Source organism: Allobacillus sp. SKP2-8 (genome assembly GCF_007559355.1).
Taxonomy (GTDB): domain Bacteria; phylum Bacillota; class Bacilli; order Bacillales; family Alkalibacillaceae; genus Allobacillus; species Allobacillus halotolerans.
Map to the genome: position 1 here is coordinate 1 of NZ_VMHF01000018.1, position 24,818 is coordinate 24,818.

The following is a 24,818-nucleotide window of genomic DNA, read 5'->3' on the forward strand; positions in this document are numbered from 1 at the left end:
CCGAACACAGAAGTTAAGCTCTCTAGCGCCGATGGTAGTTGGGGTTTTTCCCCTGCAAGAGTAGGACGTTGCCGGGCGGTCAAAGCCAAGAAGATTTCTTCTTGGCTTTTTTTGCACATCAAAAAGCATATGATATTTTTCTTCTTCTTTGCATAACCATAATTTTACCTTCATCTATAATATCCATTGTTAAAAAAGCCAATTTAATTGTTTTCTTATCGATGTTTAATAAATAGAAATAGGGTATAGAGAAATATTTGGTTTAGTCATTCTTTAGATCGTTTGCGTTTTGATTGAGTACGTTGCTTTCATAGTAATGAATAAAAACACAAAGATTTACCAGGATCTATAGTTTAAATAAGTGAGGGGAGAAGAAATGATTGAATCGATGAATCAACTTTTTGGGGAAAACTTCTCAGAGATGCTGTTGCGCATTTTATTAGCTACCGTACTTTGTGGTTTGATTGGTTTTGAAAGAGAATTGAAAAAACACCAAGCTGGCTTTCGTACACATATATTAGTTGGGGTAGGCGCTTGTATGATGATGCTTTTGTCATTGTACGGTTTCGATCAATACATTACTCAATATGATAATATTCGCTTTGATCCTGCCAGAATTCCTTCTTATGTCATCAGTGGAATTGGCTTCTTGGGTGCAGGTACGATTATGGTTCATGGCATGACGATTCGCGGATTAACGACTGCAGCATCCATTTGGACCGTAGCTGGGATTGGATTAGTCGTTGGTGCAGGTTTGTATCCATTAGCTATTTTAACGACGATCGTTGTTTTACTTAGCTTGGTTTTTTTGAATTCATTCGAGAAGTTGTTTTCAAAAGACAAAGGAAAATATCTCATTCAACTCAGGATTGATAATAGAGCAAATATCGGAGACATCTTGGATGTGTTTGAAACGTATGACCTATATATCAAACGAATTGAAATTGAGACGGAGAGTGTCGATCAGCGAAATATATATATTGAACTTGAGAAGGACCAATTGTTTAACCGACATGAATTACTTGATGAAGTTAGTCGCATACAGTATGTAACGTATGTTCACAAGCCAAAATAATAACAACTAGAAGATGATTCGAAAATGAATCATCTTTTTTTATAAAAATGGAGCAAAACGTTTTGCATCGATCATAAAAATAAGTATAATAAAATTATAGTCAAAGATAGTCAAAGTCAAAGTTAATGTAAATGACTTTTATTTAAGTAACTTAAAGGGAATTATAGGGTAAAGGAGGGATCGCACGTTGAAGAACATATCTGATGTCATTGAAGCATATTTAAAGAGAGTGCTTCAGATGAGTGGTGAGGATATCGTTGAAATAAAAAGAAGTGAGATAGCAGATCGCTTTGAGTGTGTTCCTTCGCAAATCAATTATGTCATCAAGACACGTTTTACGGTTGAAAAAGGATATATTGTTGAGAGTAAGCGTGGGGGCGGAGGCTATATTCGTATCATTCGATTAAAGCCTAAATCAAAGCAAGCTTTACTTGATGAAATGCTCTCAATCACCAACAACCCAATGTCACAGCAGGCAAGCATGGACTTATTAAATCGGTTATATGAGGAACGTTTATTAACCGAAAGAGAGTCACATCTAATGAATAAAATTTTACATCGGGATGTCCTATCCATCCCATTGCCCAATCGAGATATCATTCGTTCTAAAGTTTTTCGAGAGTTAATTATGACGTTGAAAGTTCATGATCGACAGGAGGGATAAATATGGAATGTCAAAGATGTCATAAAAACGACGCCAGTGTGCATTATACACAAGTTATTAATGGGAAGAAAGATGAGGTCCATTTATGTGAAGAATGTGCTGAAAAAGAGGGTTATATGGACTTTTCCAACCAACATCTTTCCATGCATCAATTCCTGACAAGTATGGTTCCGCTTGACTCGGCATTCAATAAAAGTCAGAGTATCAAGCCGGAAACGACAACGCAGTGTGACTATTGTGGAATGACATATGGAGAATTTCGTAGAAAAGGAAAATTCGGTTGTAGCCATTGTTACGAATCGTTTTCTTCCTACTTGACACCCCTTCTGAAGCGAGTTCATAGTGGGAATACTGAACACGTTGGAAAGATCCCAAAAAGAATTGGCGGGAATTTACACAAACAACGCGAGGTTGAGAGTTTGCAAACAAAACTTCAAGAAGCAATTCAAGCTGAAGCATTTGAAGAAGCAGCAACAATACGAGATCAAATACATCAATTGAAACAGGAGCTAGAAGAGGAACGAAAAGGTGGTGAAGCATAATGTCATTACAAGACTTTATTGATGATGCCATCAGCCCTTGGTTGAATGACGGTGGAGAGGATAACGATATCGTCTTAAGCAGTCGAATACGCTTGGCAAGAAATTTGGATAAAGTTCCTTTTCCTACGAGTGGCCAAGAAGAACCTTTAACAAAAGTCTTGGAATACATGGAACAGGAATTTAGTGGCCAATCATTCAATGGGTTTAAGGATTTTCAACTTGCCAAGATGTCAGATCTTGAGCCGATTGAAAAAAGGGTCTTGATTGAAAAACATTTAATTAGCCCAAACTTAGCTGAGAACGAAGGCAGCGGCGCTGTATTGATTTCAAAAAATGAACAAGTCTCAATTATGGTCAATGAAGAAGATCACTTACGGTTGCAAATCTATTATCCAGGACTGCAATTGAAAACAGCCGTAGATACCGCTTTTGAAATCGATGATTGGATCGAGGGCAAAATTGGTTATGCTTTTGATGAAGAGAAAGGATATTTAACAAGTTGTCCGACAAACGTCGGTACAGGATTAAGGGCATCCGTTATGATGCATCTTCCAGCACTGACAATGACAAATCAGATGAATCAGATTGTTCCTGAGATTAATAAGCTAGGGTTAGTTGTACGCGGGATATATGGTGAAGGTAGCGAAGCGTTAGGGAATCTTTACCAAGTATCCAACCAAGTGACTCTAGGGAAGTCTGAGGAAGAAATCATTCAAGATTTAACCAGTGTCGTAAGAGAATTAATTGATAGTGAACGTAGATCCAGAGAATGGATTGTCCAGCAATCGGGTATACAGTTAGAAGATAAACTGTATCGTTCCTATGGGATTTTATCTAATAGCCGGATCATTCACTCGAAAGAAGCATCAAAATGTTTGTCAGATATTCGTTTAGCAATTGATTTAGGATGGATTAAAGGAGTTTCCAAAACTATTCTGAATGAATTAATGGTGTTAACCCAACCCGGTTTCTTGCAGCATTACGCCAAGAAAGGACTTTCGCCAAGAGAACGGGATGTATTTCGAGCTAAATTGATTCGAGAACGATTAACGATGGAACAAGAGGATTAAAAAGGAGGTCATTTATATATGATGTTTGGTAGATTTACAGAAAGAGCTCAAAAAGTATTGGCACTTTCACAAGAAGAAGCCTTAAGATTAGGCCACAACAACATCGGTACAGAACATATTTTATTAGGATTGATTAAAGAGGGCGAGGGCATTGCTGCCAAAGCTTTGAAGTCGCTGGATATCGACAGTGAAAAAATACAACAAGAAGTTGAACAGTTGATTGGAAAAGGAGAGTCAACGAATCAAACGATCCATTATACGCCACGTGCGAAGAAAGTCATCGAGCTTTCTATGGATGAAGCGAGAAAATTGAATCATTCCTATGTAGGCACAGAACACATCCTGTTAGGATTAATCCGCGAAGGTGAAGGTGTAGCGGCGCGCGTATTCAACAACCTAGGTGTCAGCTTAAATAAAGCCCGCCAACAAGTCCTACAATTGCTAGGAAGCAATGATTCAACATCAGGGCATCCACATCAGCGGAAACAAAAACAAAATTCGAATGCACAAACACCTACACTTGACTCTTTAGCGTCTGATTTGACAGCTACTGCCCGTGATGGAAATGTGGATCCAGTTATTGGACGAAGTGAGGAAATTGAACGGGTCATTCAGGTGCTTAGCCGCCGCCGCAAAAACAACCCTGTCTTGATTGGTGAGCCGGGAGTCGGTAAGACGGCGATTGCAGAAGGGCTAGCTCAGCAAATCGTTAATAATGAAATCCCTGAGATCCTCCGCGACAAACGAGTAATGACGTTGGACATGGGAACCGTTGTTGCAGGAACGAAATATCGCGGTGAATTTGAAGACCGTCTGAAAAAAGTAATTGAAGAAATCCGACAGGCTAAAAACATTATTTTGTTCATCGATGAATTGCACACATTAATTGGTGCTGGCGGAGCAGAAGGTGCGATTGATGCATCCAATATTCTGAAACCAGCGCTAGCTCGTGGTGAATTGCAATGTATCGGTGCAACGACATTGGATGAATACCGTAAGTATATTGAGAAAGATGCTGCATTGGAGCGTCGTTTCCAGCCAATCCAAGTATCCGAGCCAACGACAGAAGAATCCACGAAAATTTTACAAGGTCTTCGTGATCGCTATGAAGCACACCACCGTGTGACCATTTCAGACGATGCGATTGAAAGTGCCGTACGCTTCTCAGATCGGTATATTACGGATCGGTTTTTACCGGATAAGGCTATTGATCTAATAGACGAAGCGGCTTCTCGCGTCAGACTTCGTAACTATACAATGCCTCCAAACCTAAAAGAGTTGGAAGAGAAGCTCGATGAGGTGAAGAAAGAAAAAGATGCGGCCGTCCAAAGCCAAGAATTCGAAACAGCAGCGTCTTTACGCGATAAAGAACAAAAACTAAAAGATGAAGTCGAGAAAACGAAGAATGAGTGGAAAGAAAAACAAGGGCAAGAAAGCTCTGAAGTGACTTTGGAAGATATCGCGCATGTCGTCTCTACATGGACGGGTGTACCGGTTTCTCGTATGGAAAAAGACGAAAAAGAGCGCCTATTGAACTTGGAAGAAAACCTTCATGATCGGGTCATTGGCCAAGAAGAAGCGGTACAATCCATTTCCAGAGCGATTCGAAGAGCTCGTGCTGGATTAAAAGATCCAAAACGCCCAATAGGCTCATTCATTTTCCTAGGACCTACAGGTGTCGGTAAGACAGAGCTTGCACGTGCGCTAGCTTCAACGATGTTCGGAGATGAGGATGCGATGATCCGAATCGATATGTCCGAGTATATGGAAAAACACGCGACATCCCGACTTGTCGGTTCACCTCCAGGATATGTAGGTTATGATGAAGGCGGTCAATTAACTGAAAAAGTCCGTCAAAAGCCATACTCCGTCATTCTTTTGGATGAAATCGAAAAAGCACACCCAGAAGTGTTCAATATTTTACTGCAAGTCCTTGAAGACGGTCGCCTAACCGATTCAAAAGGTAGAACAGTTGATTTCAGAAATACGATTTTAATCATGACATCCAACGTCGGTGCACACGAATTGCGCCGGGAAAAATACGTTGGCTTCAGTATGAGTGACGACCAAAGAGATTATAAGAGTATGAAGGATAAAGTGATGGAGGAACTCAAAAAGGCCTTCCGTCCAGAATTCTTAAACCGTGTAGATGATACAATCGTCTTCCATTCACTTGAAGAAAAGCATATCCGTCAAATCGTGAAATTGATGGTGAAACAGCTTCAAGATCGCTTGGAGGAGAATGAAATTCATTTTACACTTTCTGATAAAGCGATTAATAAGATCGCCGATGAAGGAATGGACCTAGAGTATGGAGCTCGCCCACTCCGTCGCTCCCTTCAGAAAAACGTCGAGGACTTCCTTTCCGAAGAGTTGTTGAAAGGTGACTTGGAAAAAGGTCAGTCTGTAGAGATTGATGTAGATGACAATGGTGACTTCTATGTATCTGCAAAAAAAGCTTTTGAAGATGTAAAATAGTTGCTAAATTATTCAAACAGCCAGCAGGAAAAATACCCGCTGGCTGTTTTTTTCTTGTACAATAGAGGTATGCAATCAGCTTGAAAGATCGATAGAAAAGGAGCCTGAGAATGGCAAAGAAGAAATCAGTTTTCATGTGTCAAGAATGTGGGTATGAATCCCCGAAATGGATGGGAAAATGTCCCGCATGTCATCAGTGGAATAGCTTTGTAGAAGAGAAAATACAGACGACGAAAGATCGACATACTCTTGGACAACAAGAAAGTCGGACGAGAAGAAAACCGACGACAATTAATCAAGTGTCTATGCAGGATGAAAAGCGGATACGTATTGATATGGAGGAAATGAACCGAGTTCTCGGTGGAGGGGTCGTACCAGGATCACTTGTTTTGATTGGAGGCGATCCCGGTATAGGTAAGTCCACGTTATTATTGCAGTTATCGTCCCAGTTAGCAGCCGCAAAACATGCAGCTCTCTATATTTCGGGTGAGGAATCGGAGAAGCAAACAAAGCTTCGTGCAAGTCGGTTAAATATCAATAATGATTCTCTATATATCCTTTCAGAAACAAACTTGGAATATGTGATCGACTCCATTAATGAAATGAATCCTGATTTTGTCGTGATCGATTCGATTCAGACGATTTACTTGGATACTGTTACATCTGCAGCCGGGTCGGTTTCTCAAGTTCGTGAATGTACTTCAGCCTTAATGAAAGTAGCCAAAACGAAAGGCATCCCAATTTTCATTGTTGGTCACGTGACGAAAGAAGGTGCAATTGCTGGTCCGCGTCTTCTTGAACACATGGTTGATACGGTTCTTTACTTTGAAGGTGAGCGCCATCATGCTTTCCGTATTTTGCGCAGTGTCAAAAACCGCTTTGGCAGTACGCATGAAATGGGTATTTTTGAAATGAAAGAAGAAGGGTTGGTCGAAGTCAGTAATCCATCGGAAATTTTCTTAGAAGAACGCTCACAAGGAATTGCCGGGTCGACGATTGTTGCCTCGATGGAAGGGACAAGGCCGATGTTGGTGGAGATCCAGGCACTTATTTCTCCGACACAATTTGGGAATGCTAGAAGAATGGCGACCGGTTTAGATCATAACCGTGTGCCTCTATTGATGGCCGTCTTAGAAAAGCGAGCTGGCCTTCTTCTACAAAACCAAGATGCTTACGTGAAAGTTGCGGGCGGTGTGAAATTAGATGAACCGGCCATCGATTTGGCTGTGGCTGTGTGCATTGCATCAAGCTTCAGAGACCAGCCGACACAAAAAGATGATGTATTTATCGGAGAAGTAGGGCTTACAGGTGAAATCAGACGAGTGTCACGGATTGAGCAGCGGATCAAGGAAGCACAAAAATTAGGCTTCAAACGGGTGATTTTACCTAACCGAAATTTAAGTGGAATTTCAACACCGGATGGAATTAAATTACATGGTGTAGATTCTGTTCATGATGCTTTACGGGTAGCTCTGGAATAAAATTGTTAACTTGTTGTAATCAAATTGACATATAACTTTAACGATGATACAATGTTCTGTTTTGTATCTTTTGACTATGAAATAACCGGGTGGTATAATTTTAACCACCCAAAAATACTTTTAAATGATGTAAAGAGGAGGTGTCAAGATGTTAAAAAAGGTTGTCCAATTATTTGTATTGGTTGCCGGTGGAATGATTGGCTATTTATATATTCCTGATATCAACCAGGTCGCTAATTATATGCCGAGCTGGCTTGTTCCGTATTTTGGTTTGTTTTTAGGTGCACTCATATTCTTTTTTATTAGTCTATTTATTGCTGATTATATCGTTGGTTTTTTAGTTTTTATCGAGGAAAAATTAGTCAAAGTTCCAGTTGCCGACTTATTGTTCGGTAGTATCGGACTCGTCGTTGGATTGCTCATCGCATTCTTGATCAACACGTTTGTCCAAGGTTTGGGCATTCCTGTGATTTCCGGTGTACTACCCGTTTTCTTGTCTATCATTTTGGCGTATTTAGGTTTTCAGGTTGGGTTTAAGCGTCGAAATGAATTTGCAGGTCTATTATCTAAAAAAGAGCCGGAAGAGAAAGAGAAGGCTACCGAGGAAAAAGTGAATGATCAACAAGTCAAACCGAAAATTCTTGATACGAGTGTAATTATTGATGGTAGAATCGCTGATATTTGTGAGACGAAATTCTTGGAAGGAACAATCATGATTCCGCGTTTTGTCTTGGAAGAGTTACAACATATCGCAGATTCATCTGATTTGTTAAAGCGTAATCGTGGCCGTAGAGGGTTGGATATTTTAAACCGGCTTCAAAAAGAACTGCCGGTTGATGTGCAATTTTATGAAGGTGACTTTGATGATATCCAAGAAGTAGATAGCAAGCTTGTGAAACTGACAAAACTTTTGGATGGTATTTTAGTGACGAATGATTATAATTTAAATAAGGTTTCTGAGTTTCAAAATGTGAGTGTGTTGAATATCAATGATCTTGCAAATGCAGTGAAACCAATCGTGTTACCTGGTGAAAAAATGCAAGTACATGTCATTAAGGCAGGAAAAGAAGAAGAGCAAGGTGTTGCCTACTTGGATGATGGGACGATGATTGTCATTGAAGAAGGCAAGAATTTTATCGGGAAAACAATCAAAGTGATTGTTACCAGCGTCTTGCAAACTTCTGCAGGCAGAATGATCTTTGCCAAACCGAAAGCTTTTGAGCAAGCCCAATAATAAAAACAATGTTCGAAAAGGTTGGCTCTAAGCTTCTATACGAAGCGATGAAAGCCAACCTTTTGTTAGAAAAGAAACACCAACGATTTCGGTCAATTAACTGCCAATCGGCTAAAGCATATGCACAAACTCGAATAGGGGTTCACTTACAGTATGAATTCAACCAGAATGCAGGAGGATCTTATGGAATCATATCAAGTCATTATATTGGCAGCTGGTCAAGGGAAGAGGATGAAGGCAAACATCAACAAGCAATTTATTACCATTGGTTCAGAGCCATTGCTCGCACATACAATCGCTGTTTTCGAACAAGACGATTGGTGTGATTCGATTTATTTGGTGATTCAAGAAATGGATCGGGAAATGATTGAATCCGTTGTAGCGGAAAAACAATTTTCAAAAGTAAAGAAGTGCGTAACGGGTGGAAAAGAGCGCCAAGACAGCGTGCGTTTAGGGTTGGAAGCGGTTGATCCATCCAAAATCACAATGATTCACGACGGTGCAAGACCGTTCGTGACTCAGGATGAGCTTCATCGATTACATAAAGCAACACAAAATACAGGCGCTGCCTTTTTGGCTGTTCCTGTTACGGATACGATCAAGCAATTTGATGGGGACCGTGTAAAAACGTTGAAGCGAAGCGAACTATTTGCCGCCCAAACGCCTCAAGCTTTTCGGTACGATTTAATTCACCGTGCACATGAATGGGCGTATAACCAAGGTATACAGGCGACAGATGATGTGCAATTGCTTGAACTGATGGAACAACCGATTGAATTGGTGAAAGGGAGTTACCGGAATATGAAACTCACAACACCGGAAGATATACAAAGAGCTGAAAATATGCTACAAATAAATAGGCAATCTATACAAGAGGAGGAGCTATAATTGTTTCGGATTGGACAAGGATTTGATGTACATCAGTTTGCACCTGGTCGTCCCTGTATTATCGGTGGAGTTGAAATCCCGCACGAGCAAGGGTTGACTGGACACTCAGATGCTGATGTTTTATTACACACAATAGCAGATGCTGCACTGGGAGCAATCGGAGAGGGAGATATCGGGAAACACTTTCCTGATACAGATCCGGCATATAAAGATGCGGATTCAAAGGAATTGCTTCGTCATGTCTGGACGCTTGTGGAACAAAAAGGGTTCACTTTAGTCAATATTGATTGTACCGTTATTGCTCAAGCGCCGAAAATGGCTCCTTATATAGAGAAAATCCGTCAAGTGGTAGCTGAATTGCTGCAAGCGGAAACGAATCAAGTGAATGTGAAAGCGACGACAACTGAACAGTTAAGTTTTATTGGTAGAAAAGAAGGGATCGCCGCGCAAGCCGTGATTCTTTTGCAACAAAAATAAACAGTAGAATTTATTGATGGAGGGAGTATCATCATGTCAGCACAAGAAGTACGTGTACGCTATGCACCAAGTCCAACAGGTCATTTGCATATCGGAAATGCTCGAACAGCTTTATTTAACTATTTATACGCAAGACATACTGGCGGAAAATTCATCATCCGTATTGAAGATACCGACCAGAAGAGAAATGTCGAAGGCGGAGAGCTAAGTCAACTCAATTACTTGAAATGGCTAGGAATCGATTGGGATGAAAGTATCGACCGAGAAGGTGAATATGGTCCATACCGCCAAATGGAACGTCTGGATATTTACCGAAAATACGTAGATGAGCTATTGGAACGCGGTCTGGCTTATAAATGCTATATGACTGAAGACGAATTAGAACAAGAAAGAGAAGAACAGCGGGCGAAGGGCCAGGTACCAATGTACTCTGGTGCGCATCGTAATCTTACACGTGAAGAACAAGAGAAGTTTGAACAAGAGGGCCGCGAGCCTAGTATTCGTTTGCGTGTTCCAAGTCAAGAAACTTATACTTTTTTCGATATTGTAAAAGGAAAAATTACGTTTGAGTCAGCTGATTTTGGTGACTGGGTCATTTTGAAAAAAGATGGCACACCAACGTATAATTTTGCAGTTGCGGTTGATGACCATTTGATGAAAATTACGCATGTCCTTCGTGGTGAAGACCATATTTCCAATACGCCAAAACAGATGATGGTCTACCGTGCATTTGATTGGGAGATTCCGACCTATGCGCATATGACATTGATCGTCAACGAAGAAAGAAAGAAACTTAGCAAGCGAGATGAAAGCATTATTCAATTCATTGAGCAATACGAAGAGTTAGGTTATTTGCCTGAAGCTTTGTTTAATTTCATCACATTGCTTGGTTGGTCTCCAGTAGGAGAGGAAGAAATCTTCACACGCGAAGAGTTCATTGAAATGTTCGACCCTGAACGACTATCAACATCTCCAGCTGTTTTTGATAGCCATAAATTAAAGTGGATGAATAACCAATATATTAAATCAAGTTCATTAGACCGAGTCATTCAGTTAGCTAAACCACATTTGTTAAAAGCCGGAAAAATTGAAGAAAATGCAGATGAGGAAACTGAAAAGTGGGTCAATGAATTGATTGGCTTATACAAGGAACAGCTTAGTTACGGTGCTGAAATTGTCGAGTTGACAGAGTTATTTTTCAAGAAAGAAGCAGAATATACAGAAGAAGCGATGGATGTTCTCAGCCAAGAACATGTTCCTGAAATGCTTGCGAACTTTAAAACACAGCTGGACGGGTTAGAAACTTTCGAAGCGGATGATATTAAAGCCGCCATCAAAGCAACGCAAAAAGATACAGGTAACAAAGGCAAGAAGTTGTTCATGCCAATACGGGTCGCAACAACAGCCGAAACACACGGACCAGAATTGCCACAGGCGATCCACTTACTTGGAAAAGAAACGGTCATCCATCGATTAGGGAAGTTAATTGATGAGTTAAATAATTCGTAACAACAATGGTTTTTTGTATATAATAACAATATATCAATGAATAAAAACGTGGATGAGGAAAAGTAGCCGATTGAAAGGATCACAGAGAGAGCTGTATAGGTGAGAGCAGCTTTCCGGACAATCGGTGAAATGCCCCTCGGAGTTCCTTTTCTGAAATACAGTAAGAAAAAGGCGAGTAGCGATCGTTATCCGTTTAAGCGAAAGGTGTTCGATGCCTTTAAGCAGAGTGGAACCGCGTAAATATACGCCTCTGTCTATTGAGTGATAGACAGAGGCTTTTTGTATTCAGTGGTTTTCGGAGAACAACCGAATATACACTTTCGAAAACCACAATTGACCAAGAAAACTGCCATCTACCAGTAAAGCATCATTCGTGTTGAGGAAGATTGAAGCATTCAAGGGAGGAGGATGGATGTGGGAAAGTTTTTTAGTCTGTTGAAAGATGATGTAAAAGTAGTCTTTGACCAGGACCCAGCGGCAAGAAATACATTCGAAGTTGTGTTGACGTATTCTGGCGTGCATGCCGTTTGGGCACACCGATTTGCACATGGCTTTCATAAACGGAATATGAAATTTATAGCCCGTGTTATTTCACAAATCAGTCGTTTTTTCACGGGAATTGAAATTCATCCAGGAGCCAAAATTGGACGTCGCTTTTTCATCGACCATGGAATGGCGGTCGTCATCGGTGAAACGTGTGAAATTGGTGATAATGTAACGATATATCAAGGAGTAACACTTGGTGGAACAGGTAAAGAGAAAGGAAAAAGACACCCGACACTTAAGGATAATGTGCTTGTTGCAACAGGAGCGAAAGTGTTAGGCTCCATTACGATTGAAGAGCATTCAAAAATTGGTGCAGGGTCCGTTGTATTGAAAGATGTGCCAAAGCATTCAACCGTCGTCGGCATACCTGGACGCGTCGTTGTCCAGAATGGTGTGAAAGTGAAAAAGAATTTAGATCATCATAAAATGCCGGACCCGGTGCAAGAACATTGCAACCGTTTGGAAGGAAGAATCAAGGAATTGGAGAAAGAATTGGCGAAGCTGAAAGGAGTGTCTGTGCATGACGATTAAATTATACAATTCATTAACGAGACAAAAAGAGGAATTTAAACCGATTGAAGAAGGTAAAGTAAAAATGTATGTGTGTGGGCCGACTGTTTATAACTATATTCATATCGGGAATGCGCGTCCAGCTATCGTCTTTGATACAGTTCGCCGTTTCTTGGAGTATGTCGGCTATGATGTAGAGTACGTATTAAACTTTACGGATGTCGACGATAAATTAATCAAGGCGGCTAATGAATTAGGCGAGGAAGTTCCAGACATTGCTGAGCGTTTTATTAAAGCCTATAAAGAGGATGTTTCCAAGCTTCATGTGCAAGAAGCTGTTCATCATCCGCGGGTTACAGAATCCATGGAAGACATCATCGCTTTCATCGAAGGGTTGATTGAAAAAGACTATGCTTATGAAGTGGATGGAGACGTCTATTATCGTACGAGAAAATTTGAAAATTACGGAAAGCTATCTCATCAATCCATAGACGAACTTCGTTCAGGAGCGAGAATACAAGTTGGAGAGAAAAAAGACGATCCTCTTGATTTTGCTTTATGGAAAAACGCAAAGGGTGGAGAAATTTCTTGGGAAAGCCCTTGGGGAGAAGGAAGACCAGGGTGGCATATCGAATGTTCAGCTATGGCGAAAAAATATTTAGGTGAAACGATCGATATCCATGCGGGTGGTCAAGACCTTACTTTCCCACACCATGAAAATGAAATCGCCCAGTCTGAAGCGAACAATGACAAAACGTTCGCAAACTATTGGATTCACAACGGTTATATTCAAATTGAAAATGAAAAAATGTCCAAATCGCTAGGTAATTTCATTTTAGTGAAAGACATCGTTGAACAGTTCGATCCGAACATTATCCGATTTTTCATGCTAAGTGTCCATTACCGAAATCCAATTAATTTCAGCCAAGCCGTGATCGAAAATACACAAAATAGCTTTGATCGCATCCAAACAGCTTATCAAAATCTGTTGTATAGAAAAGAAACGAGCGTGGACTTAACGGATAATCAAGCGCAGTGGATGGATTCTATTGATGCACACCGGTCAAAGTTCATTCAAGAGATGAATGATGACTTCAATACAGCCAATGCCATTTCGGTTCTTTTTGAATTGGCGAAAGACGCAAATCGTTATTTGGAGAATAAACAGACAGATACAACAGTCATTGATGTCTTTATAGAGTTGTTTGAAGAAATTACGGGAGTACTCGGGTTGAAATTGGAAACAGAAGAGCTGCTTGACGAGGAGATTGAACAATTGATCGAAGAACGTGTTCAAGCAAGAAAAGACCGGAACTTCAGTCGCGCAGATGAGATTCGCGATCTTTTGGATGAAAAAGGCATTATATTAGAGGATACGCCACAAGGCACTCGATGGAAGCGGAAGTGAATGTATGACTGAACCATTTCAAATGAAAAGCTTGGCACTTGCCTACATGGGCGATGCCATCTATGAAGTTTACATCCGAGCTTATTTAATTGAAAAAGGAGAGGTGAAGCCACAAAAGCTTCACCAATCCGCCATTTCATTTGTTGCAGCAACAGCACAAGCATCTACGGTGAAAAGCTGGCTCGATGATGGGTTTTTAACGGAGACAGAAGAAGCCATCGTGCGTAGAGGAAGAAATGCAAAGTCGAACAAACCGAAAAGCACAGACGTACAGACGTATCGGCTTAGCACCGCTTTTGAAGCGTTACTTGGCTATTTATATTTAAATCAGGAGACAGATCGACTGGAACAATTGATTTCCATGGCGATTATGGACGCTGAAGAAAGGAGATCGTAAAGTGAGTGAAGAGTGGATCGTTGGAAGAAATGCTGTATTAGAAACGTTGAAATCTGGACGGGCGATTAACAAAGTATTAATTCTTGAGTCTATGAAGCCCGCTGCCCAAGGTGAACTCATTCAGGCAGCGAAGAAAGCGAACATTCATGTACAAAAAGTACCGAGAAATAAACTTGACCAATTGGGTGATCATCATCAAGGGGTCGCTGCTTCTGTTGCTGCGTATGATTATCTAGAACTTGAAGATTTACTCAATATTCCGGCGAAAAAAAACGAGACTCCCTTTTTTGTCCTGCTGGATGAGTTGGAAGATCCACATAATTTAGGTTCGATTATGCGGACAGCTGATGCGATTGGTGTACATGGGATCATCATTCCGAAGAGACGCTCCGTGCAACTGACGCAAACCGTTGCGAAAGCTTCTACCGGAGCGATTGAATACGTCCCTGTTGCACGAGTAACAAACATGGCTCAAACGATTGAGCGGCTGAAAGAAGAGAATATTTGGATCATTGGAACAGACGCTTCAGCTTCCGAGGACTATCGGCAAGGAGCATATGACATGCCGCTAGGTCTTGTGATTGGCAGTGAAGGAAAAGGAATTAGCCGGTTGGCAGCCAAAAAATGCGATTGGCACATTCGTCTGCCGATGGTTGGTCATGTGACATCATTGAATGCATCTGTTTCGGCAAGTTTGCTCATGTATGAAGTCTACCGAAAACGGAATCCGTTGGGTGGTTGATTCATGATTGTTCTCATTGTCGACGGTTACAACATGATTGGTGATTGGCCTGTGCTAAAAGAATTGAAAGAAAAGAGCTTGGAAGAAGCACGGTCGAAGTTAGTTGAGTTAATGGCAGAATACCAAGCTTATATGGATTATCGAATTATTGTCGTGTTCGACGCTTATAATGTTCATGGGCCAGAAAGTCGGGAAACGTTCAAAAAAATTCAACTGGTTTACACGAAAGAAAATGAAACGGCTGACGAAACAATTGAAAAATTGATTAAAGAAGTGAAGAACGTCAAAACGAAAGTATATGTTGCAACATCTGATTTTCAAGAACAGTGGACTGTTTTTTCACAAGGAGCCCTGCGCAAGTCTGCTCGAGAGTTGTTTTTAGAAATTCAACGAATGAAAAAAGATATCCAAATCGATCTGAAAAACAATCAAAAATCAGCACCAAAGCACAAAATTTCATTTGACCAGGACATTCGATCGAAACTTGAAAAAATGAGGAGAGGAAGAAAATAATTCAAACAATAGTTGACTGAAAATTCACAAATCCTGTATAATAATGTTGTATTCTTATATCTGTTATCATTCAGGAGGAGCTAACGTGATCACTAAGGCAGAAATGAAAATGAAACAGGACATGATGGAGTCGGAAGATGAACGTCTCGTAGAACAAGTTCAGCAGGGGGATGGGCAAGCCTTGAATCAACTGATTCTGAAATACAAAGGTTTTGTCCGCGGAAAAGCACGTACATATTTTTTAATTGGCGCAGATCGGGAAGACATCATTCAAGAAGGGATGATCGGTTTATATAAAGCGATCCGTGATTACCGACCGGACAAGCTTTCATCTTTCAAGATGTTTGCGGAGCTTTGTGTAACACGCCAGATTATTACGGCAATCAAAACGGCCACCCGACAAAAACATATTCCACTGAACTCCTATGTCTCGTTAGACAAACCTATTTATGATGAAGAATCTGACCGTACATTGATAGATATCATTGCGGAAGATGAATTAGGCGATCCGGAGAAGCTACTGATCAACCGTGAAAAAAATGGTGATATGGAAATCAAAATGCGTGAAGTATTAAGTGAGCTGGAACAGGAAGTTCTCAATCTTTATCTAGATGGGTGTTCTTATCAAGAGATTTCCCTAAAACTGAACCGTCACGTAAAATCGATCGACAATGCTCTCCAGAGGGTGAAAAGAAAGTTAGAACGTTACTTGCAAGTGAGCGAGATCACGCTCTAAACAATATTTGACACGCCCTTACCCACGTGGTAAGTTTATTGGGTATGAATGAAATCGGATTGAGGTTAATTTATGAGGAAAAAAGCTGTACTGGCATGTTCGGTTTGCCAGTCGCGTAATTATACAACGGACAAAAAAACTAGTTCTAGTGAGCGGATTGAAATAAAAAAGTTTTGTAAAACGTGTGGGAGTCATACGTTGCATCGAGAGACGAAATAGTGTGCAGCAAGGTAAGGGGGATGTAAATGGTCAAGTTCTTGAAAGATGTCAATCGAGAAATGCGGAAAGTATCGTGGCCTAAAGGAAATGAGTTGACCCGATATACCATTATTGTATTGGTGACTGTTATTTTCTTTGGTGTCTTTTTCACTGTGACTGATTTAGTTTTATCTCAAATTTTAGAGCTCTTCTAATTCAATGGTTTAACGATAGAATGTTGTGCTATAATAGTTAGTGAAATAAAACCCGCTTGCCGGGTTTTTTATTATACATTTTTTTACATGATAACGTATCATTCAAACAACAAGAAGAGAGTTCGGGCTGCTAGAAGCTTCTAGAATCTCTTTGATTTTTTATGTGGCAATAGATTGCGATAATTGACAATCGATCGGGTTAACGAATAGGAGGGAAAGGCGAAAAGCCTATCATTATGGAGAAAAATTGGTATGTGGTTCATACGTATTCTGGCTATGAAAACAAAGTAAAATTAAATTTGGAAAAACGAATCGAATCTATGGGCATGGAAGATAAGATTTTCCGAGTGATCGTTCCAGAAGAGGAAGAAACAGAAGTCAAAAATGGCAAAAGAAAGACATCTTTAAAGAAGGTGTTTCCTGGGTACGTTTTGACAGAAATGATTATGACGGATGATTCATGGTTTGTCGTCAGAAATACACCTGGCGTTACAGGGTTCGTCGGTTCAACAGGTGCTGGACAAAAGCCGACACCATTATTGCCGGAAGAATCCGAGCGAATCTTAAAGCGTATGGGTGTCAAAGAGCAAGTGCCTGAAATTGATTTTGAACTGAAAGAGACAGTGCGAGTGACAGAAGGTCCATTCGCGAATTTCACTGGTACAATCGAGAATATTGATACAGATAAACTGAAGGTTAAAGTGCATGTCAACATGTTCGGTAGAGAAACACCTGTCGAATTAGACTTTAATCAGATTGAAAAAATATAACAAACTTCTTGCATTCATAGTCGAAAAATGCTAAGATTTTTATGTTTCTCATGGCCTTATGGGCTAATGATAAAAATGAGTGGGAGGGGCAAGCCCCAATTACCACATCACGGACTTTAAGGAGGTGTGTCTCGTGGCTAAAAAAGTAGTTAACGTTATTAAACTTCAAATTCCAGCAGGTAAAGCAAACCCTGCACCGCCAGTCGGTCCTGCATTGGGTCAAGCTGGTATCAATATCATGGGGTTCTGTAAGGAATTTAACGCGCAAACACAAGATGAAGCTGGCATGATTATTCCGGTTGAAATTTCTGTTTTTGAAGATCGTTCATTTACTTTCATAACAAAAACTCCACCGGCTGCTGTGCTTCTTAAGAAAGCGGCAGGAATTGAATCCGGTTCTGGTGAACCAAACCGTAATAAGGTCGCAACAGTTAAACGCGATCAAGTACGCGAAATTGCTGAAACAAAAATGCAGGATTTAAACGCTGCTGATGTGGATGCTGCTGTACGTATGGTAGAAGGTACTGCCCGCAGCATGGGTGTTACGATTGAAGACTAATGTCAATGCTATGAAAGGTTGCGGATGAATACTTTCGCAACCTTTATTACAGGTTAACAAAAGTCCAGTAGAGACGACTGTCTTTACCCGAAGACTTACTTTGGTAAGTTTTCGAAAGTGGGAGGTTTAACCGTTAAAACCACAAAGAGGAGGAAAATATAATGGCTAAAAAAGGTAAAAAATATAGCGAAGCACTTAAATTAGTTGATCGTTCAAAAAGCTATGATTCTAAAGAAGCTATTGAGCTTGTGAAAAAAGCATCTACAGCTAAGTTCGATGAAACAGTTGAAGCTGCTTTCCGTTTGGGTGTCGACCCAAAGAAAGCTGACCAACAAATCCGTGGTGCAATGGTATTGCCACACGGTACAGGTAAAACACAACGTGTACTTGTCTTCGCAAAAGGGGACAAAGCAAAAGAGGCTGAAGCGGCAGGCGCTGACTATGTAGGTGACCAAGAATACATCAGCAAAATCAACGAAGGTTGGTTTGACTTTGATGTAATCGTTGCGACACCGGATATGATGGCAGAAGTCGGAAAGCTCGGACGTGTGCTTGGACCAAAAGGTTTAATGCCTAACCCGAAAACAGGCACTGTCACTTTTGAAGTTGAAAAAGCCGTTCAGGAAATTAAAGCGGGTAAAGTTGAGTACCGTGTTGATAAAGCCGGTAACATTCACGTTCCGATCGGTAAAGTTTCTTTCGAAGACAACCAGTTGGTAGAGAACTTTGCTGCAATCACTGAAACGCTAGTGAAAGCAAAACCTCAAGCTTCAAAAGGTAAATATATGCGTAATGCTGCCATCTCATCAACAATGGGACCTGGTGTACGCGTAGATGTATCAAGTTTCACCAATTAATCATGAAATCATTGACTTTTTGATAAATGGCATATATACTATGTCTTGTCAATTAAATAAATGAGTTATACCGTAGACAGCAGGAGCAATCCAATTGCTTAAACAAGTCCTGCCGAGGTGTGTGATCGTTGCATTCAATCCCCATCTAAATGTGGATTGAATCGTAAATGTGTAAACAATCATGCTCCCATGTCTACATGGGAGCTTTTTTAATGGATAAAAGTGATTGACACGCTCACGGTATGAGGAATCAATTTTCAATTAGGAGGTGGAACGATGAGCTCAATTATCGAGCAAAAGAAACAGCACGTGGAAGAAATTGCTGAAAAGTTTTCAAATGCAAAAACAGCTGTATTAGTTGATTATCGTGGATTGAATGTTGAAGAAGTCACTGAACTTCGTAAACAATTGAGAGAAGCGGGCGTTGAATATAAAGTGTATAAAAACACAATGACACGCCGTGCAACTGAAAAAGCAGGCTTTGAAGAACTACACGAAGTTTTAGTTGGACCGACAGCCATCGCTTTCTCTGAAGAGGATGCAGTTGCACCAGCTAAAGTGATCGGTGGATTTGCGAAAGAGCACGAAGCTTTGGAAATCAAGGGTGGCATTGTTGAAGGAAACGTTGCAACGCTTGAACAAATCAAAGAACTTTCCGAACTACCATCTCACGACGGGCTTCTATCTATGCTTTTAAGCGTACTACAAGCTCCAGTCAGAAACTTTGCATACGCAACAAAAGCGATTGCAGAGCAAAAAGAAGAAGAAGGTGCCTAAACAGAAGCGCCTAATCATATAGACGTTAATAAAAAATACTAAGGAGGATTTAACATGTCTAAAGATCAAATCATTGATGCGATTAAAGAAATGTCCGTTCTAGAATTGAACGATTTAGTAAAAGCTATTGAGGAAGAATTCGGTGTTACAGCTGCTGCGCCAGTAGCAGTCGGTGGCGGTGCTGCAGAGGAAGCTGCTGAAGAGAAAACTGAATTTGATGTTGTACTTGAAGATGCAGGTTCTTCTAAAATCAAAGTTGTTAAAGCGGTTCGTGAAATCACAGGTCTCGGCTTGAAAGATGCGAAAGAGGTTGTTGACAACGCACCAGGCGCTATCAAAGAAGGCGTTGCTAAAGAAGAAGCTGAAGAAATGAAAACAAAACTAGAAGAAGTTGGCGCGAAAATCGAACTTAAATAGTCAACAAACTCCAATAAGCTCGCTGAACCAGTTCAGCGAGCTTGATTTTTAATTGATTGAATGGATTCAATCTTAATACTTACCAGATGAATTTTTTTCAATTATCCAATGAAGGTGGTCGGTTGAATGAGCGAGCACTATTATGAACGTCACCCCACAAGTGAAAGCAACCCTACTTTTTTCAACGCAATATTGAACACGTTCACATTTACTTTCCAAACAGATGATGGTGTATTTTCCAAAAAGCAAATTGATTATGGTACAAAAGCATTGTTGGCGCAATTTAAGCAACCGAAAGTCATGGGTGAATTTTTGGATGTCGGTTGTGGTTATGGCCCGATCGGAATCACTCTAGCAAAACAATTCCCCGAACGGTCGATTGTGATGGTTGACGTGAATGAGCGTGCGATTCACTTGGCACAAGAGAATATTGAATTAAATGATCTGGAGAATGCGAAGGTCCGGTTTAGCGATGGGTTGTCTACTGTCAAAGATGAACAATTTGCTTCAGTTGTTACGAACCCGCCATTTCGAGCAGGCAAGAAAGTAGTTCATCAAATCATGGAAGAAAGCTTCGATGTATTAAAGCCCGGGGGCGAATTATGGGTAGTGGTACAGAAAAAACAAGGAGCACCTTCATTAAAGAATAAGCTGGAATCATTATTCTCACAAGTGGAGACAGTCAACAAAGACAAAGGGTACTACATTTTGCGTGCCAAAAAGTTTGACTAGGAATCATACGGTGTGATAATATTAAAAAATGCCAATAGAATTGTTTTTCTGTCAAGTGTTTTTTGAAAAATACTGACTAAAGCAATCTGAATGGTGAAAAACGCAGATGAAGTTACGATTATACAGTTCTGATGTATAATATTCTTTAGAGAAGCCGATAATGGTACCGTTCATTAAACATGAATTGAGGTCTTAATGGTACATGACACTTTATCTATTAACTTATAATTTCATAACTTGACATTCTCTATGAATGTTCAAATAGATGCTTGCATAAGGCCTTTTAAAGCAAGCAAGTTCGGCATGCATTCTTGTCGGACCATTTTTATTTTTACTTAAGCTCTTTCTGAAGGATCCTCTCCGGTGAATGTGGAGGTTCATCAGTTAGGATGGAAGAGCCCTTTCTTTTAAATCTGGTAGTTGAGGGGTGAAGCAGTTGTTAGGTCAACTAGTCCAATATGGTCGACACCGCCAGCGTAGAAGTTACGCGCGAATTAGTGAAGTTCAAGAGCTTCCTAACTTAATTGAAATTCAAACCGCTTCGTATGATTGGTTTTTAGAAGAAGGTTTGAAAGAAATGTTCAGAGATATTTCACCGATTGAAGATTTCACCGGTAATTTATCTTTGGAGTTTGTGGATTATAGTTTAGGTGAGCCTAAATATCCATTGGGTGAAGCGAAAGAAAGAGACGTGACATATAACGCCCCATTGCGGGTGAAGGTTCGTCTATTGAACAAAGAATCTGGAGAAGTGAAAGAACAAGAGGTCTTTATGGGTGATTTCCCATTAATGACTGAAAACGGCACATTTATCATCAATGGTGCAGAACGTGTTATCGTTTCCCAACTTGTGCGTTCGCCAAGCGTTTATTTCAATGACAAAATTGATAAAAACGGTCGCAAAGGTTACACATCAACCGTTATTCCAAGCCGTGGTGCATGGTTGGAAATGGAGACGGACGCGAAGAATGTTGTTCATGTGCGAATTGACCGAACCCGCAAATTGCCGATTACGGTCCTATTGCGTGCACTTGGATTCAGCTCAGATGAAGAAATTATCGATCTGATCGGTGATAACGAGTATCTACGCAATACGTTAGATAAAGACAACACTGAAGACAGCGACAAAGCGTTAATAGAAATTTATGAAAGATTACGTCCTGGAGAGCCACCGACTGCTGAAAACGCACGCAGTTTATTGTTCTCTCGCTTTTTTGACCCGAAACGCTATGATTTAGCACGGGTAGGACGTTATAAAATGAATAAAAAGCTTCATATTAAAAATCGTTTATTCAACCAAGTGTTGGCTGAAACGATTGCAGATGAAGAAACAGGTGAAGTGCTCGCTCGAAAAGGCGACAAGTTGAACCGTCGTCTCTTGGATCAATTGATTCCTTATTTAGAGAAGGAAGAAGATCCAGTTGGTGAGAAAATCTTGGAGCCACAGGACGGCGTGCTGGATGAACCGGTCAAAGTCCAATCCATTAAAATTTTCGATCCGACCGACCCAGAGGGCGAAAGAACATTAAATGTGGTAAGTAATGGAAATGTCAGCCAAGACATTAAACATATTACGTACGAAGACATTTTAGCTTCCATCAATTATTTCTTTAATATCTTGCATGAAGTCGGAAACACAGACGACATTGACCATTTAGGGAATCGTCGTTTGCGTTCTGTTGGCGAACTGCTTCAAAACCAGTTCCGAATCGGTTTATCAAGAATGGAACGTGTTGTTCGTGAGCGAATGTCCATTCAAGATAGTGAGTCGATCACGCCACAGCAGTTGATCAATATCCGACCAGTTATTGCGTCCATTAAAGAGTTCTTTGGAAGTTCTCAGTTATCGCAGTTTATGTATCAAACAAACCCATTGGCTGAATTGACGCATAAACGACGTCTTTCGGCGTTAGGGCCTGGTGGTTTGACGCGTGAACGTGCTGGTTTTGAAGTACGTGACGTTCACTATTCTCACTATGGTCGTATGTGTCCGATTGAAACGCCAGAAGGTCCGAATATTGGGTTGATTAACTCATTGTCCTCCTTTGCGCGTGTGAATCCGTTTGGTTTCATCGAAACACCATATCGAAGAGTCGATCATGACACAGGGATAGTTACTATGAAGACTGACTATCTAACAGCAGACGAAGAAGATAACTACATCGTTGCGCAAGCAAACGCACCATTGAACGATGATGGAACGTTCCAGAATGAAGAAGTCATTGCTCGTTTCCGTGGTGAAAACATAGTGGTCGACCGTGATCAAATCGACTATATGGACGTTTCACCAAAACAAGTTGTATCAGCTGCGACAGCCTGTATTCCATTCCTGGAAAACGATGACTCAAACCGTGCCTTGATGGGTGCAAACATGCAACGTCAGGCTGTTCCATTGCTAAGCGCTGAAGCACCTTTAGTCGGAACAGGTATGGAATATGTATCTGGAAAAGACTCCGGGGCTGCCGTCATCAATAAGTATGATGGAATTGTTGAAAAAGTAGATGCGAAAGATATTTACGTTCGTCGTATTTCTGAAGTGGACGGTAAAGAAGTAGAAGGCGATTTAGATCATTATCGCTTACAGAAATTCATCCGTTCTAACCAAGGAACTTGTTACAATCAAAAGCCGATTGTCTCTAAAGGCGACCGCGTCGTAAAAGGTGAAATCCTTGCTGATGGTCCATCCATGGACAATGGTGAACTGGCACTCGGTCGAAATGCTCTAGTCGCATTTATGACATGGGATGGATATAACTACGAGGATGCGGTCATCATGAGTGAACGCTTCGTGAAGGACGACGTATTTACTTCGATTCATATTGAAGAGTTTGAATCGGAGGCTAGAGATACCAAGCTTGGACCGGAGGAAATCACTCGTGATATTCCGAACGTTGGAGATGAAGCACTGAAAAACTTGGATGAAGACGGAATTATCCGCGTCGGTGCTGAAGTTATTGATGGCGATATCCTCGTTGGAAAAGTAACACCAAAAGGAATGACAGAGCTATCTGCTGAAGAGCGATTACTACATGCCATCTTTGGAGAAAAAGCTCGTGAAGTTCGTGACACGTCACTACGTGTGCCGAATGGCGGTGGCGGAATCGTTCATGATGTGAAAGTGTTTAACCGTGAAGACGGTGATGAACTTTCTCCAGGTGTGAACAAACTCGTTCGGGTGTATATCGTTCAGAAACGGAAGATTTCAGAAGGGGATAAAATGGCCGGTAGACATGGTAACAAAGGTGTTATTTCCAAAATTCTACCTGAAGAAGATATGCCATTCATGCCAGATGGCACCCCGGTAGACGTTATGTTGAACCCACTTGGTGTACCATCGCGTATGAATATCGGTCAGGTTCTTGAGCTTCACTTAGGAATGGCTGCTCGAGAAATGAACATCCATGTTGCGACCCCGGTATTCGACGGAGCAAATGAAGAAGATGTATGGGAAACCATGACAGAAGCCGGCCTTTCCAGGGACGGAAAAACAGTTCTTTATGACGGTCGTACTGGTGAAGCATTTGATAACCGTGTTTCTGTCGGAGTCATGTACTTGATTAAACTTGAGCACATGGTAGATGACAAATTGCACGCTCGTTCCACTGGACCATATTCCTTGGTCACACAGCAACCACTTGGTGGTAAGGCGCAATTTGGTGGACAGCGTTTCGGTGAGATGGAAGTTTGGGCATTAGAAGCATATGGTGCCGCATACACACTACAAGAAATCTTGACCGTTAAATCCGATGACGTCGTTGGTCGTGTACAGACATACGAAGCGATTGTCAAAGGTGAAAATCTACCAGAACCAGGTGTACCAGAATCCTTCCGTGTCTTGATCAAAGAGCTTCAAAGTCTTGGAATGGATGTCAAGATGCTGACAGATGAGCAAAATGAAATCGACATGAGAGATTTAGAAGATGATGAGCAAGCTGGCGAACAGCTGAATGTCGATATAGAGCATAAAGAAACGTCAGATGAATAAAGCCAGAAGATAAAACCCACCTATCGTAGGATAAAATA

25 protein-coding genes, 1 rRNA gene and 2 other annotated features are annotated in these 24,818 nt (G+C 40.9%); all 26 genes read left to right on the plus strand.

Features of this window, described 5'->3' with window-relative positions:
* Positions 1-77 (plus strand): 5S ribosomal RNA (gene rrf / locus FPQ10_RS13560); the annotation flags it as partial.
* Between the two features lie 299 nt (positions 78-376).
* Complete coding sequence (locus FPQ10_RS11160) at positions 377-1,075, plus strand: MgtC/SapB family protein (protein ID WP_186278664.1); 699 nt, start codon at positions 377-379, stop codon at positions 1,073-1,075.
* A 187-nt stretch (positions 1,076-1,262) separates the two neighbouring features.
* Positions 1,263-1,739, plus strand: coding sequence for a CtsR family transcriptional regulator (locus FPQ10_RS11165; protein WP_144163587.1), 477 nt, complete (start codon positions 1,263-1,265; stop codon positions 1,737-1,739).
* Positions 1,740-1,741: 2 nt separating this feature from the next.
* On the plus strand, positions 1,742-2,281 hold the full coding sequence (gene mcsA, locus FPQ10_RS11170; RefSeq protein ID WP_144163588.1) for a protein-arginine kinase activator protein McsA: 540 nt from the start codon (positions 1,742-1,744) through the stop codon (positions 2,279-2,281).
* Positions 2,281-3,351 carry a protein-arginine kinase McsB gene (mcsB, locus tag FPQ10_RS11175; RefSeq protein ID WP_144163589.1) on the plus strand — a complete coding sequence of 357 codons (1,071 nt, stop codon included), beginning with the start codon at positions 2,281-2,283 and terminating at the stop codon, positions 3,349-3,351. Before mcsA ends, mcsB begins: the two co-directional genes overlap by 1 nt.
* A gap of 18 nt (positions 3,352-3,369) precedes the next feature.
* Positions 3,370-5,829 carry an ATP-dependent Clp protease ATP-binding subunit gene (locus tag FPQ10_RS11180; RefSeq protein WP_144163590.1) on the plus strand — a complete coding sequence of 820 codons (2,460 nt, stop codon included), beginning with the start codon at positions 3,370-3,372 and terminating at the stop codon, positions 5,827-5,829.
* A gap of 110 nt (positions 5,830-5,939) precedes the next feature.
* Positions 5,940-7,310, plus strand: a complete 1,371-nt coding sequence (gene radA / locus FPQ10_RS11185; protein ID WP_144163591.1) for a DNA repair protein RadA — start codon at positions 5,940-5,942, stop codon at positions 7,308-7,310.
* Between the two features lie 148 nt (positions 7,311-7,458).
* Positions 7,459-8,544 (plus strand): PIN/TRAM domain-containing protein, encoded by a 1,086-nt coding sequence (locus FPQ10_RS11190; protein WP_144163592.1) that lies wholly within the window; start codon positions 7,459-7,461, stop codon positions 8,542-8,544.
* A gap of 183 nt (positions 8,545-8,727) precedes the next feature.
* Complete coding sequence (gene ispD, locus FPQ10_RS11195) at positions 8,728-9,432, plus strand: 2-C-methyl-D-erythritol 4-phosphate cytidylyltransferase (protein WP_144163593.1); 705 nt, start codon at positions 8,728-8,730, stop codon at positions 9,430-9,432.
* Positions 9,433-9,909 (plus strand): 2-C-methyl-D-erythritol 2,4-cyclodiphosphate synthase, encoded by a 477-nt coding sequence (gene ispF, locus FPQ10_RS11200; protein WP_144163594.1) that lies wholly within the window; start codon positions 9,433-9,435, stop codon positions 9,907-9,909.
* 33 nt (positions 9,910-9,942) lie between these two features.
* Positions 9,943-11,418: a glutamate--tRNA ligase gene (gltX, locus tag FPQ10_RS11205; protein ID WP_144163595.1), complete on the plus strand. Its 1,476-nt coding sequence runs from the start codon at positions 9,943-9,945 to the stop codon at positions 11,416-11,418.
* Between the two features lie 40 nt (positions 11,419-11,458).
* Positions 11,459-11,673, plus strand: a binding site (T-box leader).
* Positions 11,674-11,826: 153 nt separating this feature from the next.
* Positions 11,827-12,495, plus strand: a complete 669-nt coding sequence (gene cysE / locus FPQ10_RS11210; RefSeq protein ID WP_144163596.1) for a serine O-acetyltransferase — start codon at positions 11,827-11,829, stop codon at positions 12,493-12,495.
* On the plus strand, positions 12,485-13,882 hold the full coding sequence (gene cysS, locus FPQ10_RS11215) for a cysteine--tRNA ligase (RefSeq protein WP_144163597.1): 1,398 nt from the start codon (positions 12,485-12,487) through the stop codon (positions 13,880-13,882). The genes cysE and cysS overlap by 11 nt, the downstream gene beginning before the upstream one ends.
* Before the next feature lie 4 nt (positions 13,883-13,886).
* On the plus strand, positions 13,887-14,279 hold the full coding sequence (locus tag FPQ10_RS11220) for a Mini-ribonuclease 3 (protein WP_144163598.1): 393 nt from the start codon (positions 13,887-13,889) through the stop codon (positions 14,277-14,279).
* 1 nt (position 14,280) lies between these two features.
* Positions 14,281-15,021, plus strand: a complete 741-nt coding sequence (gene rlmB / locus FPQ10_RS11225) for a 23S rRNA (guanosine(2251)-2'-O)-methyltransferase RlmB (protein WP_144163599.1) — start codon at positions 14,281-14,283, stop codon at positions 15,019-15,021.
* Positions 15,022-15,024: 3 nt separating this feature from the next.
* Entirely contained in the window at positions 15,025-15,534 is a 510-nt protein-coding gene (locus tag FPQ10_RS11230) for an NYN domain-containing protein (protein ID WP_144163600.1), read from the plus strand.
* Between the two features lie 43 nt (positions 15,535-15,577).
* The gene (sigH, locus tag FPQ10_RS11235) at positions 15,578-16,270 is read left to right on the plus strand and encodes an RNA polymerase sporulation sigma factor SigH (RefSeq protein ID WP_186278665.1); all 693 of its coding nucleotides are present in this window, start codon (positions 15,578-15,580) and stop codon (positions 16,268-16,270) included.
* 72 nt (positions 16,271-16,342) lie between these two features.
* The gene (gene rpmG / locus FPQ10_RS11240) at positions 16,343-16,489 is read left to right on the plus strand and encodes a 50S ribosomal protein L33 (RefSeq protein WP_144163601.1); all 147 of its coding nucleotides are present in this window, start codon (positions 16,343-16,345) and stop codon (positions 16,487-16,489) included.
* A 26-nt stretch (positions 16,490-16,515) separates the two neighbouring features.
* Positions 16,516-16,683, plus strand: a complete 168-nt coding sequence (gene secE / locus FPQ10_RS11245) for a preprotein translocase subunit SecE (RefSeq protein WP_144163602.1) — start codon at positions 16,516-16,518, stop codon at positions 16,681-16,683.
* Between the two features lie 236 nt (positions 16,684-16,919).
* Complete coding sequence (gene nusG / locus FPQ10_RS11250; protein ID WP_144163603.1) at positions 16,920-17,453, plus strand: transcription termination/antitermination protein NusG; 534 nt, start codon at positions 16,920-16,922, stop codon at positions 17,451-17,453.
* A 133-nt stretch (positions 17,454-17,586) separates the two neighbouring features.
* The gene (gene rplK / locus FPQ10_RS11255) at positions 17,587-18,012 is read left to right on the plus strand and encodes a 50S ribosomal protein L11 (RefSeq protein ID WP_144088732.1); all 426 of its coding nucleotides are present in this window, start codon (positions 17,587-17,589) and stop codon (positions 18,010-18,012) included.
* A gap of 161 nt (positions 18,013-18,173) precedes the next feature.
* Positions 18,174-18,869 carry a 50S ribosomal protein L1 gene (gene rplA, locus FPQ10_RS11260; protein ID WP_144163604.1) on the plus strand — a complete coding sequence of 232 codons (696 nt, stop codon included), beginning with the start codon at positions 18,174-18,176 and terminating at the stop codon, positions 18,867-18,869.
* A gap of 52 nt (positions 18,870-18,921) precedes the next feature.
* Positions 18,922-19,089, plus strand: a sequence feature (ribosomal protein L10 leader region).
* 56 nt (positions 19,090-19,145) lie between these two features.
* Positions 19,146-19,646, plus strand: a complete 501-nt coding sequence (gene rplJ / locus FPQ10_RS11265) for a 50S ribosomal protein L10 (RefSeq protein WP_144163605.1) — start codon at positions 19,146-19,148, stop codon at positions 19,644-19,646.
* 54 nt (positions 19,647-19,700) lie between these two features.
* Complete coding sequence (rplL, locus tag FPQ10_RS11270) at positions 19,701-20,063, plus strand: 50S ribosomal protein L7/L12 (protein WP_144163606.1); 363 nt, start codon at positions 19,701-19,703, stop codon at positions 20,061-20,063.
* A 126-nt stretch (positions 20,064-20,189) separates the two neighbouring features.
* Positions 20,190-20,795: a class I SAM-dependent methyltransferase gene (locus FPQ10_RS11275; protein WP_144163607.1), complete on the plus strand. Its 606-nt coding sequence runs from the start codon at positions 20,190-20,192 to the stop codon at positions 20,793-20,795.
* A gap of 427 nt (positions 20,796-21,222) precedes the next feature.
* Complete coding sequence (gene rpoB / locus FPQ10_RS11280) at positions 21,223-24,780, plus strand: DNA-directed RNA polymerase subunit beta (protein ID WP_186278666.1); 3,558 nt, start codon at positions 21,223-21,225, stop codon at positions 24,778-24,780.
* Positions 24,781-24,818: the final 38 nt, after the last annotated feature.

Bases quoted from the DNA above. Each gene is read 5' to 3' on its own strand.
- FPQ10_RS11160 (WP_186278664.1), top strand. From the start codon at position 377: ATGATTGAATCGATGAATCAACTTTTTGGGGAAAACTTCTCAGAGATG.
- mcsA (WP_144163588.1), top strand. From the start codon at position 1,742: ATGGAATGTCAAAGATGTCATAAAAACGACGCCAGTGTGCATTATACA.
- mcsB (WP_144163589.1), top strand. From the start codon at position 2,281: ATGTCATTACAAGACTTTATTGATGATGCCATCAGCCCTTGGTTGAAT.
- FPQ10_RS11180 (WP_144163590.1), top strand. From the start codon at position 3,370: ATGATGTTTGGTAGATTTACAGAAAGAGCTCAAAAAGTATTGGCACTT.
- radA (WP_144163591.1), top strand. From the start codon at position 5,940: ATGGCAAAGAAGAAATCAGTTTTCATGTGTCAAGAATGTGGGTATGAA.
- FPQ10_RS11190 (WP_144163592.1), top strand. From the start codon at position 7,459: ATGTTAAAAAAGGTTGTCCAATTATTTGTATTGGTTGCCGGTGGAATG.
- ispD (WP_144163593.1), top strand. From the start codon at position 8,728: ATGGAATCATATCAAGTCATTATATTGGCAGCTGGTCAAGGGAAGAGG.
- gltX (WP_144163595.1), top strand. From the start codon at position 9,943: ATGTCAGCACAAGAAGTACGTGTACGCTATGCACCAAGTCCAACAGGT.
- cysE (WP_144163596.1), top strand. From the start codon at position 11,827: ATGGATGTGGGAAAGTTTTTTAGTCTGTTGAAAGATGATGTAAAAGTA.
- cysS (WP_144163597.1), top strand. From the start codon at position 12,485: ATGACGATTAAATTATACAATTCATTAACGAGACAAAAAGAGGAATTT.
- FPQ10_RS11220 (WP_144163598.1), top strand. From the start codon at position 13,887: ATGACTGAACCATTTCAAATGAAAAGCTTGGCACTTGCCTACATGGGC.
- FPQ10_RS11230 (WP_144163600.1), top strand. From the start codon at position 15,025: ATGATTGTTCTCATTGTCGACGGTTACAACATGATTGGTGATTGGCCT.
- sigH (WP_186278665.1), top strand. From the start codon at position 15,578: ATGTTGTATTCTTATATCTGTTATCATTCAGGAGGAGCTAACGTGATC.
- rpmG (WP_144163601.1), top strand. From the start codon at position 16,343: ATGAGGAAAAAAGCTGTACTGGCATGTTCGGTTTGCCAGTCGCGTAAT.
- secE (WP_144163602.1), top strand. From the start codon at position 16,516: ATGGTCAAGTTCTTGAAAGATGTCAATCGAGAAATGCGGAAAGTATCG.
- nusG (WP_144163603.1), top strand. From the start codon at position 16,920: ATGGAGAAAAATTGGTATGTGGTTCATACGTATTCTGGCTATGAAAAC.
- rplA (WP_144163604.1), top strand. From the start codon at position 18,174: ATGGCTAAAAAAGGTAAAAAATATAGCGAAGCACTTAAATTAGTTGAT.
- rplJ (WP_144163605.1), top strand. From the start codon at position 19,146: ATGAGCTCAATTATCGAGCAAAAGAAACAGCACGTGGAAGAAATTGCT.
- rplL (WP_144163606.1), top strand. From the start codon at position 19,701: ATGTCTAAAGATCAAATCATTGATGCGATTAAAGAAATGTCCGTTCTA.
- FPQ10_RS11275 (WP_144163607.1), top strand. From the start codon at position 20,190: ATGAGCGAGCACTATTATGAACGTCACCCCACAAGTGAAAGCAACCCT.